This is a genomic window from Sphingomonas sp. P3_C6 (assembly GCF_056402595.1).
The window spans coordinates 46,890-61,638 of the sequence record NZ_JBFUHB010000022.1 but is presented as its reverse complement, the minus strand read 5'-3'; the positions used below and the strand labels follow the sequence as shown (position 1 = coordinate 61,638).

14 protein-coding genes are annotated in these 14,749 nt (G+C 64.9%); 1 reads left to right on the top strand and 13 read right to left on the bottom strand.

Annotated features, from left to right (window positions below):
• Nucleotides 1-349: 349 nt before the first annotated feature.
• Together AC1DT7_RS18175 and AC1DT7_RS18170 are read right to left on the bottom strand one after the other, a co-directional pair.
• On the bottom strand, nucleotides 350-2,746 hold the full coding sequence (locus tag AC1DT7_RS18175) for a tetratricopeptide repeat protein (protein ID WP_478037547.1): 2,397 nt from the start codon (nucleotides 2,744-2,746) through the stop codon (nucleotides 350-352).
• A 131-nt stretch (nucleotides 2,747-2,877) separates the two neighbouring features.
• Nucleotides 2,878-3,546, bottom strand: coding sequence for a hypothetical protein (locus AC1DT7_RS18170; RefSeq protein WP_478037545.1), 669 nt, complete (start codon nucleotides 3,544-3,546; stop codon nucleotides 2,878-2,880).
• Nucleotides 3,547-3,950: 404 nt separating this feature from the next.
• Between AC1DT7_RS18170 and AC1DT7_RS18165 the strand changes: the two genes are divergently transcribed.
• Nucleotides 3,951-4,658, top strand: a complete 708-nt coding sequence (locus AC1DT7_RS18165; protein ID WP_478037544.1) for a cell wall hydrolase — start codon at nucleotides 3,951-3,953, stop codon at nucleotides 4,656-4,658.
• Here the strand turns inward: AC1DT7_RS18165 and AC1DT7_RS18160 are convergent.
• The 11 genes from AC1DT7_RS18160 to AC1DT7_RS18110 are packed head-to-tail and all read right to left on the bottom strand — an operon-like array spanning nucleotide 4,647 to nucleotide 14,384.
• Nucleotides 4,647-5,498: a type II secretion system minor pseudopilin gene (locus tag AC1DT7_RS18160; RefSeq protein WP_478037542.1), complete on the bottom strand. Its 852-nt coding sequence runs from the start codon at nucleotides 5,496-5,498 to the stop codon at nucleotides 4,647-4,649. The genes AC1DT7_RS18165 and AC1DT7_RS18160 overlap by 12 nt on opposite strands.
• Nucleotides 5,495-7,570, bottom strand: a complete 2,076-nt coding sequence (gene gspD / locus AC1DT7_RS18155; protein ID WP_478037541.1) for a type II secretion system secretin GspD — start codon at nucleotides 7,568-7,570, stop codon at nucleotides 5,495-5,497. Before gspD ends, AC1DT7_RS18160 begins: the two co-directional genes overlap by 4 nt.
• Complete coding sequence (locus tag AC1DT7_RS18150) at nucleotides 7,567-8,067, bottom strand: hypothetical protein (protein ID WP_478037540.1); 501 nt, start codon at nucleotides 8,065-8,067, stop codon at nucleotides 7,567-7,569. The genes gspD and AC1DT7_RS18150 overlap by 4 nt, the downstream gene beginning before the upstream one ends.
• Complete coding sequence (gspM, locus tag AC1DT7_RS18145) at nucleotides 8,027-8,581, bottom strand: type II secretion system protein GspM (RefSeq protein ID WP_478037538.1); 555 nt, start codon at nucleotides 8,579-8,581, stop codon at nucleotides 8,027-8,029. The genes AC1DT7_RS18150 and gspM overlap by 41 nt, the downstream gene beginning before the upstream one ends.
• On the bottom strand, nucleotides 8,578-9,603 hold the full coding sequence (locus AC1DT7_RS18140) for a hypothetical protein (protein ID WP_478037537.1): 1,026 nt from the start codon (nucleotides 9,601-9,603) through the stop codon (nucleotides 8,578-8,580). The genes gspM and AC1DT7_RS18140 overlap by 4 nt, the downstream gene beginning before the upstream one ends.
• Complete coding sequence (locus tag AC1DT7_RS18135) at nucleotides 9,600-10,304, bottom strand: prepilin-type N-terminal cleavage/methylation domain-containing protein (RefSeq protein ID WP_478037535.1); 705 nt, start codon at nucleotides 10,302-10,304, stop codon at nucleotides 9,600-9,602. Before AC1DT7_RS18135 ends, AC1DT7_RS18140 begins: the two co-directional genes overlap by 4 nt.
• Nucleotides 10,301-10,675 carry a type IV pilus modification PilV family protein gene (locus AC1DT7_RS18130; protein WP_478037534.1) on the bottom strand — a complete coding sequence of 125 codons (375 nt, stop codon included), beginning with the start codon at nucleotides 10,673-10,675 and terminating at the stop codon, nucleotides 10,301-10,303. Before AC1DT7_RS18130 ends, AC1DT7_RS18135 begins: the two co-directional genes overlap by 4 nt.
• Nucleotides 10,672-11,109 carry a GspH/FimT family pseudopilin gene (locus AC1DT7_RS18125; protein ID WP_478037533.1) on the bottom strand — a complete coding sequence of 146 codons (438 nt, stop codon included), beginning with the start codon at nucleotides 11,107-11,109 and terminating at the stop codon, nucleotides 10,672-10,674. The genes AC1DT7_RS18130 and AC1DT7_RS18125 overlap by 4 nt, the downstream gene beginning before the upstream one ends.
• Nucleotides 11,093-11,518 (bottom strand): type II secretion system major pseudopilin GspG, encoded by a 426-nt coding sequence (gene gspG / locus AC1DT7_RS18120; RefSeq protein ID WP_478037531.1) that lies wholly within the window; start codon nucleotides 11,516-11,518, stop codon nucleotides 11,093-11,095. The genes AC1DT7_RS18125 and gspG overlap by 17 nt, the downstream gene beginning before the upstream one ends.
• 14 nt (nucleotides 11,519-11,532) lie before the next feature.
• The gene (locus AC1DT7_RS18115; RefSeq protein ID WP_478037529.1) at nucleotides 11,533-12,744 is read right to left on the bottom strand and encodes a type II secretion system F family protein; all 1,212 of its coding nucleotides are present in this window, start codon (nucleotides 12,742-12,744) and stop codon (nucleotides 11,533-11,535) included.
• The gene (locus AC1DT7_RS18110) at nucleotides 12,744-14,384 is read right to left on the bottom strand and encodes a GspE/PulE family protein (RefSeq protein ID WP_478037527.1); all 1,641 of its coding nucleotides are present in this window, start codon (nucleotides 14,382-14,384) and stop codon (nucleotides 12,744-12,746) included. The genes AC1DT7_RS18115 and AC1DT7_RS18110 overlap by 1 nt, the downstream gene beginning before the upstream one ends.
• Nucleotides 14,385-14,749: the final 365 nt, after the last annotated feature.

Below are 14,749 nucleotides of genomic sequence, written 5' to 3'. Positions count from 1 at the left end.
TCAGCCGTACGCGAAGAATCACCGGATTCGGGATCCTGTCTCGCCATCGTCATCTCCTCGGGACGCAATGGAAAGCGCCCGATCGCGGGGGCGATCGAGGTCGATCTCCTGCGGCGCGGATACCCGGAGCGGAGGAATCCGCTGCTCCGGCCATCGTTGCTCTATTGCTCCTACTTAAAGGACACCTGAGCGGAGCGATTTGGCAGGCCCGAATCCATATTTCCGTAATTTATTTTATTTCAGCGACTTACTGCACTGCAGGCGCGGTGGGCCATGCACCGGAGAGTGCGGAAGACGGTAAGCGGGTGAACCGCTATCATTGCGCACATCGGAAGGAACCGGGCGGCGATCAAAGGCGGATATGGTCGGGTGGCAGGTCCTTTTGATACCGCCCGTACATGGCAGTGTACGCAGCCTCCAGCTTGCGGGCCGTGGAGGCCGGATCGAACAGCGACGACGCCTCGCGGCTGGACCGAAGTTTCTCCCGGATTCGGACGAACTGCGTCCGGTCGAGCGCAAGCGAGACGGCCCGCGCCTGATACTCCGCCAGGTCGGTCGTCACCAGTTCGGGAAGATCCATCGCGTTCAACAGGCTTGCCGCGACACGCGCAGCGAAGGATTTACCGGCACAGGTCAGGAGCGGCAGCCCCATCCGCAACGCGTCGCTCGCCGTGGTGTGGGCATTACAAGGCGATGTATCGAGGAAGAGATCGGCCAATCTCAGCCTGTCCAGATGCCGGTCGCCGGGCAGACGCCCCGCGAAGACGAGGCGATCGGCCTGCACGTCTCGTTCGACGGCGACCCGCTGCAGATCGCTTCGCGCCGCATCTTGGTTCATCCACAGCCACAGCACGCTGGACGGAACCTGCCGCAGGATGCTCATCCACACGTCGAAGATGTCGGGCGTGATCTTGTAGCTTTGATTGAAGCAACAATAGACGAAGGCGTCTTCAGGCAAGCCCATGCTGGCGCGCGTGGCGCGTTCGGGCACGTCGAACAGGCCGAGATTGGGTTGATAGCTGCCGGGAAGAAAAACGATCTTCTCGGAATAATAAGCCTCGGACCCGGCGGGAATGATAGACTCGTCGGCGATCAGATAGTCGATGGCGGGAATGGAGCATGTCCCGGGGAAACCCAGATAGCTCGCCTGGACCGGCGCCACCCGCTCGACAAAGGCTGCCGTCCTGTTCCCCTGGGTAAATCCCTTCAGGTCGATCGCGATATCGATACCGAGATCGCGCGACAGCCGGACGATTTCCGAACTATCCCGCTTTCTGACATCGATGAACCGATCGACAGCACGCTCGGTACGCCGCCGCGTGGTGTCTGCGACATCCGGACCGAAGGAGATCGCCGTTATCTCGAAGCCTTCCCTGTCGTGCGCCTCCAGCGTCTCCAGGAACAATCGCATCGTCGCATGATCGCGAAAGTCAGCGGAGAAATAGCCGATGCGAATACGATCCCGCCGCGGATATTTCGGCCCGATCGGCCGGGCCTTCAGGTTGGGGAGCTCGTGGTGCACGAACAATCCGGCGCATTGCCGCTGAAGGGCGGGATCGTCGATCGTCGTGACAAGGTCGAAAGGCGCAATCAGCCGGCCGCCGGCCTGGACCGATTGTCGGATCATCTCGCGCTGCAGGTCGAAATCCTGCCACCGCGCAAGCCGCATCGCCGCGTGGAAGCGACTGCCCAACTCGTAAGGAAATTGGGGTGCTATCTCCAGGGCGCGATCGTGACTGGCCAGCGCGCCCTCGACATCACCCATTTCATTCAGAAGATGCGCTCGGCTGTGCCACGTCTGCGGATCCTGTGGATTGAGCGCCAGGGCCCGATCGAAACAGCTCAGAGCATCCGCACGCCGGTCGAGCTGCACACAGGCCATGCCCAGATGGCTGAACGCATCCGCATTACCCGCATCCAGCGCAAGGATCCGTTGATAGCAGGACATCGCCAGATCGGGCCGGTTGGTCTGGAGCATGATGTCGCCGAGACCTAGCAGCGCATCCGTCACTGTTGGATCGAGCGCCAGTGCCTGCTCATAGCACCATATGGCCTCCTCAGGTCTGGCAAGCGTCGACAGAAGTTCGGCCAGATTGACAAGAATCTCCTGCTGCCTGGGTTCGATCGCCAGGGACTTGCGATAGGATTCCACCGCCTCTTCGACCCGCATCAGCTTGACCAGGGCGTTGGCCCGATTGTTGTGCGACTGGACCTGCAGTGAATCCAACGCGATCGCGCGATCGAAACTGGCGATCGCCTCTCCCAGGCGGCCGAGCGCGATGAGCGTATTGCCCCTGTTGTTATGGGCCGGCGCGAAATCGGGAAGTGCGCCGACGATCTGGCTCTGGACGTCGAGCGCTTCCTCGAGCCGGTCAAGGCCCTTCAGGACGTTTGCCCGGTTGTTCAATGCGTTCAGGTTGTCGGGGTCGAGCGCGACGGCGCGATCGAGGCTCGCAAGTGCTTCATGCAGGCGGCCCGTCTGTGCCAGCACAATACCGCGAAAATCATAGGGATCGGCCCGCGTCGGATCCAAAGTGATCGCCTGGTCGTAGCTGGCGAGCGCCGGCTCCACCCGCCCCAGATCCGCCAGGACGTTGCCGCGGTGGCAATGTGCCGGCGCGGCATCCGGGTTCATGGCAATGACGTCATCGTAACATCGCAACGCCGCTTCGGCATCGCCGGCCTGATGGAGCCCCGCAGCGCGCTGAAGAAGGGCGATCATGTCAGGCTGGTCCCCGCGGCTCATCGACCGGCTCTCCGATCGCTGCGCGATGCGGGGATGGCAACGCGCCGCCCCCGCCAGCCCTTTGCATGTGCCGGCATGGCAGTCCCTTCGACCGAAGACACGTCGTCACCTGGGCAGCACGACATGAGACCTCAGCGTGCCGCGGCGATTAGGGTGGCGCCCGGCGAAACGCGGCAAGTCCCGAGGTAAAGATGCTTCAGGTCGAACGTCACGGCGTCGTTCGCCTTCGTCATGAACAGGGTCGCCTGCCCCTTGGCCGCATCGATCCGATCGATGATGATGAGATTGTTCGCCACGTCGCTGATCGGCGTGGTCATCTCGACCCGCTCCGGCCAGAGATCGACGACGCGATCGAATGGAAGATCATGGGCCTCGATCGCGATCCCGTCCGGATCCGCCACGATCTTCGTCTGCGGATTGACCGGCTCGGCGGGTGCGGTTGCCGAAGGCGGCGGCGTGGTGCGTGTCGGAATTGCGGGCAGGAATAGCCTGAAGGGATGGCGCCCCTCATAGACATATTCCGACGGTGCCTGAATCCGGCTCGGATCGAAGTTGGTGATTCGCCCCAGCGTGCAATTCAGCAGCCGCGCCGGCAGCAAGGTCGGCGGAGACGTTGCAGCCGCCACAAGTGCGGGGGTTGCGGCCGCCTGCACGGGCAACGGCGCCACAGTTGCCGGGGACACGGTCGACGCGGCCACGGCTCCGGCGTGCCTGCGGGTGTCATCGTCACCGTGCCGATTGACGACCGCGGAGATTCCCAAGACGGCGATCGACGCCGCCACGCCGAGCTTGACGATCATTTTCCTGTTCCACTTCGCAGCTGCAGACATCTCATAGACCTTTGACCGGATCCGTTGCGGTGAAAGTTTTTGCCAGAATTCTACAATTTTCACAAATCCTCCATCGATCAAAGAGATCAGATGTGGGAATTATCTATAAGCAAATGGCATCATCATGTTGCACGCGAATGACATTGCAGTTCAATTTCAACTTAAACTTGATGCCAAACACATTGTTCACTGAATTTGTTGAATATTGAGCCAATTAAGTTCATATAATACCAAAGTTACTTACGATTCGCGAAAGCATTTACTTGTCATGAAGGGCTCGTTTAACGATCAGCATATCGTGGGATGGCCCATGTCTCAGCCGGGCGCGCCCGGTGAAGACTTTGGTCGATCCTGCGCACGATAGCCGTTCTCGCATGTCGGATCGGACTGGAAGGCGGGACAGCGTCATCTCCCGGCTGGCACGGCTCATGGCGCATCTAGTGCCGGTCACGGCCGTGGCGGCAATGGGAGTACCGGCCCATTCACAAAGCTATCAGCCGGCACCCGTCGAGGATCGGACTCGTGCCGCGGAATGCCTTACGCTCGCCGTAGCCTATGAAGCGGGATATGAAAGCACCGAAGGACAGCAGGCGGTCGCCGAAGTCATCTTGAATCGCGTCCGCAACCCATCCTTTCCCAAGACGGTGTGCGACGTGGTGTTCGCCGGCTCGACCCGGCGCACAGGATGCCAGTTCTCGTTCACGTGCGACGGGTCATTGTATCGCCGTTTGCCGGGCCGGGTCATGCTCGCCGCGCGAACCGTCGCCGAGGATGCGCTTGGCGGACGCATTCCGTCCCGGGTCCCCGGGGCGACTCATTATCACGCGGATTATGTGAATCCTTATTGGGCCCCGACGCTTGTGCGCGTAGCGAAGATCGGCGCCCACATCTTCTACCATCCCACCGGGGCGAATGCCGCGGGGACTCCGGGAGCGGTTCCGCTTCCCGCGATGGCGGGCCCGGCTATCGCCGCAACAGGCTCGACGCCAGGCAACCCGCCACCCTTTGCACCCTGGGGACTGACGCCTTCGGGTATCGCTTCGCCACAGCAGGGCGGATTGCCCCAGGCGTCAGTCCCATGAACGGATGAGATAGGCGCGGCTTTCCTCGTCCCCGGTCAGTTCGACGACGGCGCGTCGGGTCGCACGCGCGCCACCGGGCAAGACGGCATCCGCCACGATCGTGAGCGGCCTGCCTTTGAGATCGGCCGTTTCGGTGAAGTTGACCGCGACCCGCTGCCCGGCAATCTCGCGCGCGCGATCGATCGCCTCCGCGCCACCCTCATGGCCGCCCTCTCCCATGATCGCCAGGGTGCGCGGACTTGCGTAGCGTGGGTCGAAGCCGGCCATTGCCGTGTAGGTGGTCGCCAGCGGCTCGATGCGGTCGATCGTCGCCGCATCGAATCCGCGAATGCTGCGCAGTTCCCCGATCGACGCCAGGAAGCCGTTCGGCGGACGGAGCCCAACCGAACGGTAATACCCGTCCTCGGCGCCGAAGGGCCTGACATCCTCATCGTCGTCGATCCAGTCGAGCAGGGAATCGCGGGCGATCAGCAGCCGGTCGCCGGTCAGCCCGACCATCTCGAGCAATCGCAGCGCCTGTTTCTCGTCGAGCTGGCTGATCGGGACCTTACCCCGCTCGTCCTCAATGCGGACGCCGATCCGGGCCTTGCCATAGGTCACGCTTCGTGCCTGACCGTCGATCGACCAGCGTTGGGTCGCGTCGGCGGTGAGCAGCTTGGTCATCGCCAGCGCAAAGCCTGCATCGGCAGCCGCGCTCGCCTGCAATTGGGCCTGCTCGGCGCCGGCATCCTCGATGCCCATGCGCGTGGCCGATAAAACCGTCAGCGCCATGGCAGAGAATACGGCGATGCTCGCCACCGCGGCCACCAGGGCATAACCGTCCTCCCGCTTGCGCCTCACGGTATCTTGCCCTGTGTCTTGAAGGGCTCGAGCGTACGCAGCTTCGCACGCAGCTCTTCAGTGACCGCCCGGCCGTCGTCGGGTGTGCGCAGGACGTGCGGTTTTAGCAGGACGATCAATTCGGTGCGATTCTGCATGGTGCTATGGTCGCCGAACAGCGCACCGACGACCGGCAGGCGCGACAGGAACGGAACACCGTTCTTCCCGAAGCTCTTGGAATCCCGGAACAATCCACCCAGGGCGATGACCTGGCCATCCTGCACCGCGACCGATGTCGATACCCGGCGGGTCGATATGGTCGGCGATGTGTCTGAAGCGCTGGTGGTCGAGGTCGGATTCGGGTTCACGTCGCTGACCTCCTGCGAGATGTCGAGCAGGACCAGCCCGCCCGCATTGACCCGCGGCGTGACCTTCAGGATCACCCCGGTGTCGCGATATTCGATCGAATTGACGATCGGCGCATTCGGATTATCGACACTGACGGCGTTGCCGGCCGACACCGGCACCTGATCGCCGACCTGGAGTGCTGCCGTCTGGTTGTTGAGCACCACCAGCTTCGGCGCCGAGACCACCTTTATGTTGGTGCGCTGCTCGAGCGCGTTCAGCGTCGCCGAGATGTCGCTGTTCGAAAAGAAATAGGAAAAGCCGGGCGCGGGAGATGCCAGGGTGCCGAGGGATTTGGTCGGGGTCCCGGCAAAATTGCTGTTGCCGCTCAGAAAATTCCACTGGAGGCCATAACGCAACTGGTCGGTGAGCGTGACCTCGGTGATCGCTGCCTCGATCAGGACCTGGACCGGGGCCACGTCCAGCTTGCGAAGCGCATCTTCGATCATCGCATAGTCGCGTGGCGTGCCATAGATGACGATCGCGTTGTTCACCTCATCGGCGGTGATACGACCGCCCGTCCCCAGCCCCCGCGACGCGGTCTGATCCCCCTGGGCGGTGGCGGGTGCGGCACCTGCCCCACGAGGTGCCTGGGCGGCGGCACCCGGCGTCTTCCCCGCAGCGGTATTCGTCGTCCGGCCGACGGCGCGATCGGGCTCGGCAAAGGGGTCGGCATCGATATCGCCGCCGGAATCACCGCCATTGCCCAGCGCGCTATTCAGGGTGCGGGCCAGATCGCGGGCGCGCCCGTTCTGGACCCGATAGACGAACACGCGGGATTCGGCGCTTTCGCCCTCCCGATCGAGGATCTCGATCCAGCGCCTGACATCGTCGAGATATTGCCGCTGCGCCGTCACCGCGAGGATGCCGTTCATCCTTTCCATCGCGATCAGGCGCACCAGCCCCCGTGTCGGGGCGTCACTCGCGTTGATCAGTTTTTCGAGTTCGGGGACGATGAGCCGGGCATCGGTCCGTTGGGGCACGAGAAGCGCGAAGTTCATGTTCCGCAGCCAGTTTACATCGAACTGCTTCAACAGGTCGCGTGCGCTGCTGCGTTGCCCGGTCGTTCCGGCGATCGTCACGCGATTGCCCGTCGCATCGACTGCCGTGACAACGCCCGGCAGGGCGCCGTCGAGGACCTTGCGGACCTCCTCGGCATTGATGAACTGGAGGCTTATGACTTCGGTACCATATCCGACGGTATCGGCCGCAACCGGTGCTTGCGCTGCCGCTGTGGTACGGACCATGTAACCGTCGCCAACCGGCACGAGCGCGAGATTGGCCGCACGGAGCGCGGTCTCGAACAGGCTCAACACCTCCGATCGGGCGATCGTGCCCGGTGTGACCAGCGAGACCTGGCCGGTTGCGCCTGGGTCGACCGCAACCGGGATGCCCGTCATCTCCTGAACCGACTCAGCCACCGCCCGGACATCCGCGTTCGGCAGATTGACGCTGATCGTCCCAGCCCGGGGATACCGCGCCGTGCTCGCCGGGGACGTCTGCGGCACGGGCGCCTCGCCGCCGACGATCGTCGAGCGGACGTCTGACGTCGCCTGTTCGGCCTGGGCGACGATCGCCGGTGGCTTGGGCATCTCGATCGGCTGCCGGGCCTGTGGGGTAGAGCATCCCCCGATCGCCAGGCTTGCCGTCGCGGCGCCGAGCATGAGTATCGACCTTGGTTTCATCATGGGTTCCCCGTCGCCGCCGCAGTCGCCGGGAGGGGGGCCCTCGCACCGAATGGGACAGATATCTGTTCTTCCTGGCGCGTAAGCAGCGCCTGATTGTCGCGAATGGCCTTCAACCGCCATTCGCCGATCTGTCCGCCGATCCGCACCCTGGCGGTTCGATTGTCCGGCCGCTGCACCACGGCGAAGACATCGCGGCCGATGCCGACCGAACCGATGATCGCGATGCCGGCAAGGGGGCTCGCGCCGGCGCCCGCGCTCACCGCGACGGGGGCGAACATCGATCTCGCCAGAATGATCGAGGTGCCCGTCGCGCCGGAGACGGCCGGGACGGCCGCGACCGTGCGCCGCCCGCCGACCGGGCCGGCCGGTGGCAATTCGATCGCGTCGACCGTCAGCAGCTGGACGGCAAGCGCCGCGACCAGCAGCGCCGTCAGCAACAACGGCAGGCTCGCAGTCCTATCGAGCGCTGGCGGGGCGGAGGGGAATTGAAACTTCAATTTGCACATCCATGGTTGAAAGCTGGCCGTTCACGAGCGCGTCGTTCGCGCCGACCGAGAGGGTTTCTACGACCAGCCAGGGCGGGCCGTTCTGCAACTGGTCGAGAGTCGCCGTCAGTTGCCGAAGGGTCATTCGGGCGGATGCGCGTGCACGCACCCAGCCGGGTCGCCCCTCCCCGTCACCGGCTTCGCGGAACTCGGCGCCCGCGCGCTCGATCGCGCGCCGGAGACGCTCCTTCAGCTGCTCGCGCCCCGCCTCAACGCCCCGCGCCTCGATCACGAAGGAGCCGATTGCCCGGCGCCGTTCTTCCGCCTGCCGGCGCAATCGCGGGATCGATCCGATGGTGCGCAGGTTATGGACATAGCGCAGGGTCAGTTGGTCCCGCCGTTCGGCGCGTGCCGCGAAGCCCGCCATGATCGGCGCGACCACGCCGAGATAGGCAAGTGCGACCAGGCCCGTGAGGATCAACAACGCCATCAGGCGTCGTTCGCGGGGCGACGTGGCCCGGATCATCTGCCGACGATCCTCGCCGAGAGATCGAACGGATCGCCCGCCGGCACCGTTGCTTGGCTCTCATCGGTCAGCGACCTGACCTCGGCGAAATCGCCTGTACGGCGGAGTGCCGTCGCGACATCGGTGCGCGGCGGCTTGTATCCGGTGAGCCTGACGGTCGCCCCGTCCCACACATAGCGCTGAAGCCACACGCCGGGGGGCAAAGCACGGCTTACCGCCACAAGGCTGCGCTGCGGATCATGAGCCTGTCGGAGCGCCGCGGATCGTGCCACGAGCGCTCCGTCGCGCTGGATACGGCGCGCGATGATCTGCGCGACGGATACGGCAGGCTGCTGCTCCTGCACGATCTGCTCCAGGCGCTGGGCGGATGCAGCATCGCGCCAGATCAGCACCCCGAGATTGAGCGCGACCAGGAATGCGACAAGCACCCAGAGCATCGGCGTCACGCTGCGCGGCTTCGCGATCAGGCCCGCCTCGCGCATCGCGGGAGCGAAGTCGATGGGAACAGGCGTCGTTCGCTCTTCATGTATCAGCACATGTACGGCGATCACGCCGGTTGCGGTGATCGCCGTCGCAACGTCCTGCGCGATATCGGCCGGCAATCCTGCGACCTCAACCATCGTCCTGCCCGAAACGAGAGCCGGCCCGAGCAGGCGCGCGGCCACGACGGTCGAGCCGGCCGCGAACGGCAGCAACATGTCCCTTTCCAGCACCAGCATATGCTGGAGGTCCCGGGCGCTGAGCGGTGGCCGTTCGATCAGGCGGGTGAGGCAAAGCGCCTGCGGCACCGTGACGATGGCGCGAAGGCCGGCTCGTGGCGCAGCCCCCATGGCACCGACGACGCTGCGTTCGTACCGGAGCTCGCCTGCCTGGAAGAGGAGGCGCGGCAAATTATCGCTGCGGTGACGGCGCCAGTTTACGGGGGCAAGCCCCTGCAACTCATTGACCCACCAATGCCATCCCTGCAGCAGCCATCGCCCGATGGTGTGCATGTCGGCGTCGAGAAGCCCCCGGCCACTCACAATTCTTCTCCGCAACGGCCGGTGAAAGCATCGATCCGGCATGGCGCATTCTTTGTCGCGCGCGGCCTGACGATAAGGTCGGGCCAGGTCCGGCGCCCCGCATCGGCAAACTCGACCCGGAGCCGGATCAGGTCAGGCAGGGTCGAGCGATCCCACCAGCGATCCTGCCAGCCCCGCTCGACGCCTGCGCGCGGCGGACCGAGATAGCTGATCGATATATCCCGCACGCCCCGCAGCAGCGTGTTCGGCGTCCAGCCGATCAGGTCGCCTCCTTCCCCGGACTGGACGGCGAGGCTGCGGATGCTGCTGTTGTAGAGGACCAGCTCCCCGACGGAGGTGCGGGTCAACCGGAAGCGCTGCAGCGCATCAGGCGCCAGGCGATCGAGCGGCGGGCCGACAAAGGTAAGGACGCCCGCCGTGCCGCGAAGCTCGATGATCGACCGCGCCGAGTCGGTGCGCGTGACCGGACGCAGCCGCTCGATCGTTGCACGCAAGACGCGCTGGGCCGCAATCACCTTTTCCAGGCTGGAGGTGTCCGTGCGCTCGCGCGCGGCGACAAGGCCGGCCATGGCCAGCCCCTGAAGCAACAGGGCGGCCGCCATGCCCATCAGCGCGAGGCTCACAAGCAATTCGATCAGGGTGAATCCCTGTTCGCCGGGATGGAACCGGTCCCTCCGATGCGGGCGCCGACACGGCGTCATTGCTCGAGCCGCAATGTGCGCACGCTGACGAGCTCACGGCCGCTGGCGCCTTCGGCCACTGTGATGCGCAGCTCTTCAAGTGCTACGCCGCTGCTGCGCGCGCCGCTTTCGCCCCCATGACGGGCGATCCGCCAGGACAGGCCGTTCCACTGTCCCTGGTCCAGCCGCCGCCCCGCCCCGCGCGCGATCCCTGCCTGCGCCAGGAGCGACTGCCCCAGCATCACCGCTTCGCGCCTTCGGGCAAGACCGTGTGCCGCCTGGGCATTGGCGCTGATCGCCTCGAACAACATGCCGACCATGCCGGAAATCACCAGCAGCGCGACCAGCGTCTCGATCAGGCTGAACCCCGCCTCGGAGGAGCGTCGCGTCATCGGGTGCGCTCGATCGAGCCGGTGGCGGCCCGGATCGTCCAGCGCCGCTCCTGGCCTTGGCCGGCAACGGTGACCCGGCCGCCAGTAGCGGTACCGTCCGCAAAGAAGAGGATCGCGCCATCGGGCAAGGTCGCCAGGACGGTATCCGGCAAATGATCGACGGTGTCGCCGAAACCGAAGCCATGCCGGTCGGCGGAAACCGCGAAACGCGCGGCGCGACCGGTGGCGATCGATCGCGCCCGTGCGGCGTGAAGCAAGCCCTCGACCCGTGTCGCCGCTTCGACGAAAGCCTGCCGGCGCATCGCCTTGTCGACCGAGGGGAAGGCGATTCCGGCAATCAGAGAAAGAATAGCCAGTATCACGAGCATCTCGAGAAGGGTGAAGCCGCCGCTATGGTGCCGCCGTGGCGGGACGCGCTTACCAGCTGCCGACATCTCGCGCCTCGCCAGTGCCGCCAGGCTGTCCGTCGGAGCCGAGACTATAGACGTCGATCTCGCCATGCTCGCCCGGGACCTTGAGCAGATAGGTTCGCCCCCAGGGATCGACGATGGCCGATTGATCGGGGAGATACGGTCCGTTCCAGTTGGGCATGGTCGCAGGCGCCTTGACCAGTGCGGCCAGCCCCTCTTCCTGGGTCGGGTACCGGGATGCGTCGAGCTTGAAGAGGTTCAGCGCGGCGACGACGTTCTTGGCCTGGACCCGGGCCGATTGCGACTTCGAGCTGTCGAGATAACGGATGACCTGGGGGCCGACGATCGCGGCGAGCAGCCCCAGGATCGCCAGCACGACGAGCAACTCGAGCAGCGTGAAGCCGCCTTCTCCGCGGTGTCTTTTCTGATGCATGTTCCCGTCTCGCTTCATGATGGCAGTGCCAGATCGTTGAATCCCAGGATCGCCGACATGATCGAGGCGATGATCCCGGCAACCGTCGCGCCGAGCACTACGGTGATCAGGGGCGTGAGGATGCCGATCAGGCGTTCGAGTCGCGTCCTGACGTCGCGGTCCAGGACATTGGCGAGCCTGGTCAGCATCATGCCGAGTTGCGACGTCTCTTCGCCCGTACGCAGGAAACCGATGGCGAGCCGGGGCAGAACGCCCGAGGCGGCAAGGGGTGCGGCCAGCCCCCCACCCTCCTTCACCCCGTTGGCAACGCGCCCGATCGCACGGGCAAGCACTTGGTTGGCGATCGTCCGTTGTGCCAGGGCGATCGCGACCGGCAGAGCGACCTCCCCCTCGATCAGCGCCCCCAGGGTCCGGGCGAAGCGCCCGGTCTCGATCCGCCTGACGAGTTCCCCGAGCAGAGGCATCACCAGGACAAGGCGATCCCGGGCGAAACGGACCACGGGCTGGCGCATCGCAATCGCGATGCCAAAGCCCGCCACGCCCATCGCAAGCAGCATGGCGAGCCCATATTGCCGCAGCAGCCGGCTCGCATTCATCACCACCATCGTCGCGGCGGGGAGCTTCTGCGTCGTGCTCGCGAACATGCCCTCGAACTGCGGCACCACGAACAGCAGCATCAGCAGCACGACACCGATGGCGATGACCAGCAGCGCGATCGGATAGATCATCGACGATATGACAAGGCGCCGGAGCTCCGCCTCCTGTTCTAACGCCGCCGCGAGCCGCGCCAGCGCCTCGCCCATCCGGCCGTTCGCTTCCCCCGCCTCGGTCATGGCGACCGCAGTCGGCGAGAACAGATCGGGTTTCTGCGCCATCGCCCGCGAGAGCGGGACGCCTTCGCGCACCTCCCGCAGCATCTCGGCGAGGTGCGCGGCGACATCGGCGTCCTCGATATTCTCGACGGCGAGCGAGAGTGCCCGATCGAGCTGGAGCCCGGCATCGAGCAGCACGGCGAGCTCGCCGATGCTGGTGGCGGCCGCAGCCCGGCCCTTGCCCGTGGCCCGGCGCGGCCGCCCGGCCCTTTGCGGCGCGGAGGCGACGAGTTCGAGCGGGGTTGCGCCGGTACGCCGCAAACTGGCGATCGCGTCGCTGCGATCAGATGCTTCGATCCGCCCGGACAGCGTTGATCCGTCCAGCTTGACGGCACGATACTGAAACGTCGCCATCAGCTGTCCCCGCTTGCCACGCGCAGGACTTCCTCGATCGTCGTCAGGCCGGCGCCGGCCTTCGCCACGCCGTCCGCGGCCAGGCTGCGCATGCCGCCAGCCTCCCCGGCCACGACGAGATCGCTGATGTCGGCGCGTCGCAGGATCAGCCGGGAAACCTCCTGGTCGACGCGCAGGAACTCCAGGATCGCGACACGCCCGGCATAGCCGCCGCTGCAGTGTGCGCAGCCAACGGCCCGATACAGGCGTTCGATCTTCTGTCCCTCGATCAGCGGGCGGAGGATTTCGGGCACGTCGCCGGCGGGATCATATTGGACTCGGCAGGCAGTGCAGAGCCGCCGCACGAGCCGCTGCGCCAGAACGCCGGTCAGCACAGACCCGAGCAGGAACGGCTCGACCCCCATGTCGAGCAGGCGCGACACGGCGCCGGCCGCTGTGTTGGTGTGCAAGGTGGAAAGGATCATATGGCCGGTCAGCGCGGCCTGGACGGCGATCTGGGCGGTTTCGGTATCGCGAATCTCGCCCACCATCATGACATCGGGGTCCTGACGCAGGAAGGAACGCAGCGCCGTCCCAAAGGTGAAGCCGATCGCAGGATTGACCTGGGTCTGGATCACTCCGGGCAGGCGATATTCGATCGGGTCCTCGACGGTCAGCAGCTTGCGTTCGGGCGCGTTGAGTTCGGCAAGCGCCGCGTAGAGAGTGGTGGTCTTGCCGCTGCCTGTCGGGCCTGTGACGAGCACGATCCCGTGCGGCCGCGCAATCGCCTCCCGAAGGCGCCCCGCGAGATCAGTGGGGAAACCAAGGGTCACGAAATCCAGCGCCAGTTGCGACCTGTCGAGGATCCGCATCACCACGCTTTCGCCGTGGATCGACGGCGCGGTCGCGACACGCAGGTCGATTTCGTTGCCGCGCACGGAAATGCGCAGGCGCCCGTCCTGCGGCAGCCGGCGCTCGGCGATATTGAGCCCGGCCATGACCTTGATCCGGGACACCAGCGGCGCGCGCATCGCCGCCGGCAATTTCCCGGAATCGCGCAACATGCCGTCGACCCGGAATCGTATCGCAAGGCCGTCATCGCCCGGCTCGACATGGATATCGGATGCCCGCTCGTCCGACGCGCGTGCGATCAGGCGATTGACCGCGCGGATGACCGGCGCATCGCTTACCAGATCCTTCAGCCGCTCAAGATCGTCGTCGTCGATCTCGGAGTCGGCCTCCTCCGAGGCCGCACCGCGGCCGTGATAAAGGCGCTCGATCGCCGAATCGATATCGCTCGAGCGCGCCACGACACGTTCCACCCGCCGCCGAAAAGTGAAAGCGAAAGCGCGCTCGACGAAGGGATCGAAGGGATTGCAGACGGCAACGCGTAGCAGGTCGGCCTCGGCCGCGACCGGCAGCGCACGTACGTCGCGCAGGAACGCGATGGAGAGATCGGGGCCGTCGACCGCCTGCGCCGGCATGCCGCCGGATGCGAGGACCGGAAGGCCGGTGTGCGCCGCCATCTCGACGACGAGCCGATCCTCGGACAGCATGCCAAGTCGGGTCACCACCGCATCGAGCCGCTCGCCGGTTTCGCGCTCGATCAGCAACGCCCGCTGCAGCGCCTCTTCGGAAAGCAATGCGCGCGCGCGCAACATCGCCTCGAATCCCTGCGGAATCGGATCTGCCTGAGGCAGGCGGGACAAAACCGGAGGCTCCTGCATTTTATGCCAGGAACCTCCAATATTTGCGGCACGGAAAATGCTATCGCTGCCCACGTGCCTCCTATGGTCCCTTCCGCCCTATTGCCGGAAAATGAGTGAGATCACTCAAACTATAGAAGTATCATATCCAAATATTGCTACAGATAAATGGCACGTGAAAATCCAAGCCCCCACGAAACATCCACACTTCGTTGAATACATAACCAATATGGCTGTGATTTTATTCGAAAACTCTCCGGCATAATTCCGATATATCACAAAATTGTCATTTGATGGCGGTAGTTGTTCAGCGTCTGGAA

Coding starts and splice junctions, on each gene's coding strand:
- AC1DT7_RS18115 (WP_478037529.1), bottom strand. CDS start 12,744: ATGGCGACGTTTCAGTATCGTGCCGTCAAGCTGGACGGATCAACGCTG.
- gspD (WP_478037541.1), bottom strand. CDS start 7,570: ATGATGAAACCAAGGTCGATACTCATGCTCGGCGCCGCGACGGCAAGC.
- AC1DT7_RS18130 (WP_478037534.1), bottom strand. CDS start 10,675: ATGACGCGACGCTCCTCCGAGGCGGGGTTCAGCCTGATCGAGACGCTG.
- AC1DT7_RS18165 (WP_478037544.1), top strand. CDS start 3,951: ATGTCGGATCGGACTGGAAGGCGGGACAGCGTCATCTCCCGGCTGGCA.
- AC1DT7_RS18125 (WP_478037533.1), bottom strand. CDS start 11,109: ATGTCGGCAGCTGGTAAGCGCGTCCCGCCACGGCGGCACCATAGCGGC.
- AC1DT7_RS18135 (WP_478037535.1), bottom strand. CDS start 10,304: ATGACGCCGTGTCGGCGCCCGCATCGGAGGGACCGGTTCCATCCCGGC.
- AC1DT7_RS18170 (WP_478037545.1), bottom strand. CDS start 3,546: ATGATCGTCAAGCTCGGCGTGGCGGCGTCGATCGCCGTCTTGGGAATC.
- AC1DT7_RS18175 (WP_478037547.1), bottom strand. CDS start 2,746: ATGAGCCGCGGGGACCAGCCTGACATGATCGCCCTTCTTCAGCGCGCT.
- gspM (WP_478037538.1), bottom strand. CDS start 8,581: ATGATCCGGGCCACGTCGCCCCGCGAACGACGCCTGATGGCGTTGTTG.
- AC1DT7_RS18110 (WP_478037527.1), bottom strand. CDS start 14,384: ATGTTGCGCGCGCGCGCATTGCTTTCCGAAGAGGCGCTGCAGCGGGCG.
- gspG (WP_478037531.1), bottom strand. CDS start 11,518: ATGCATCAGAAAAGACACCGCGGAGAAGGCGGCTTCACGCTGCTCGAG.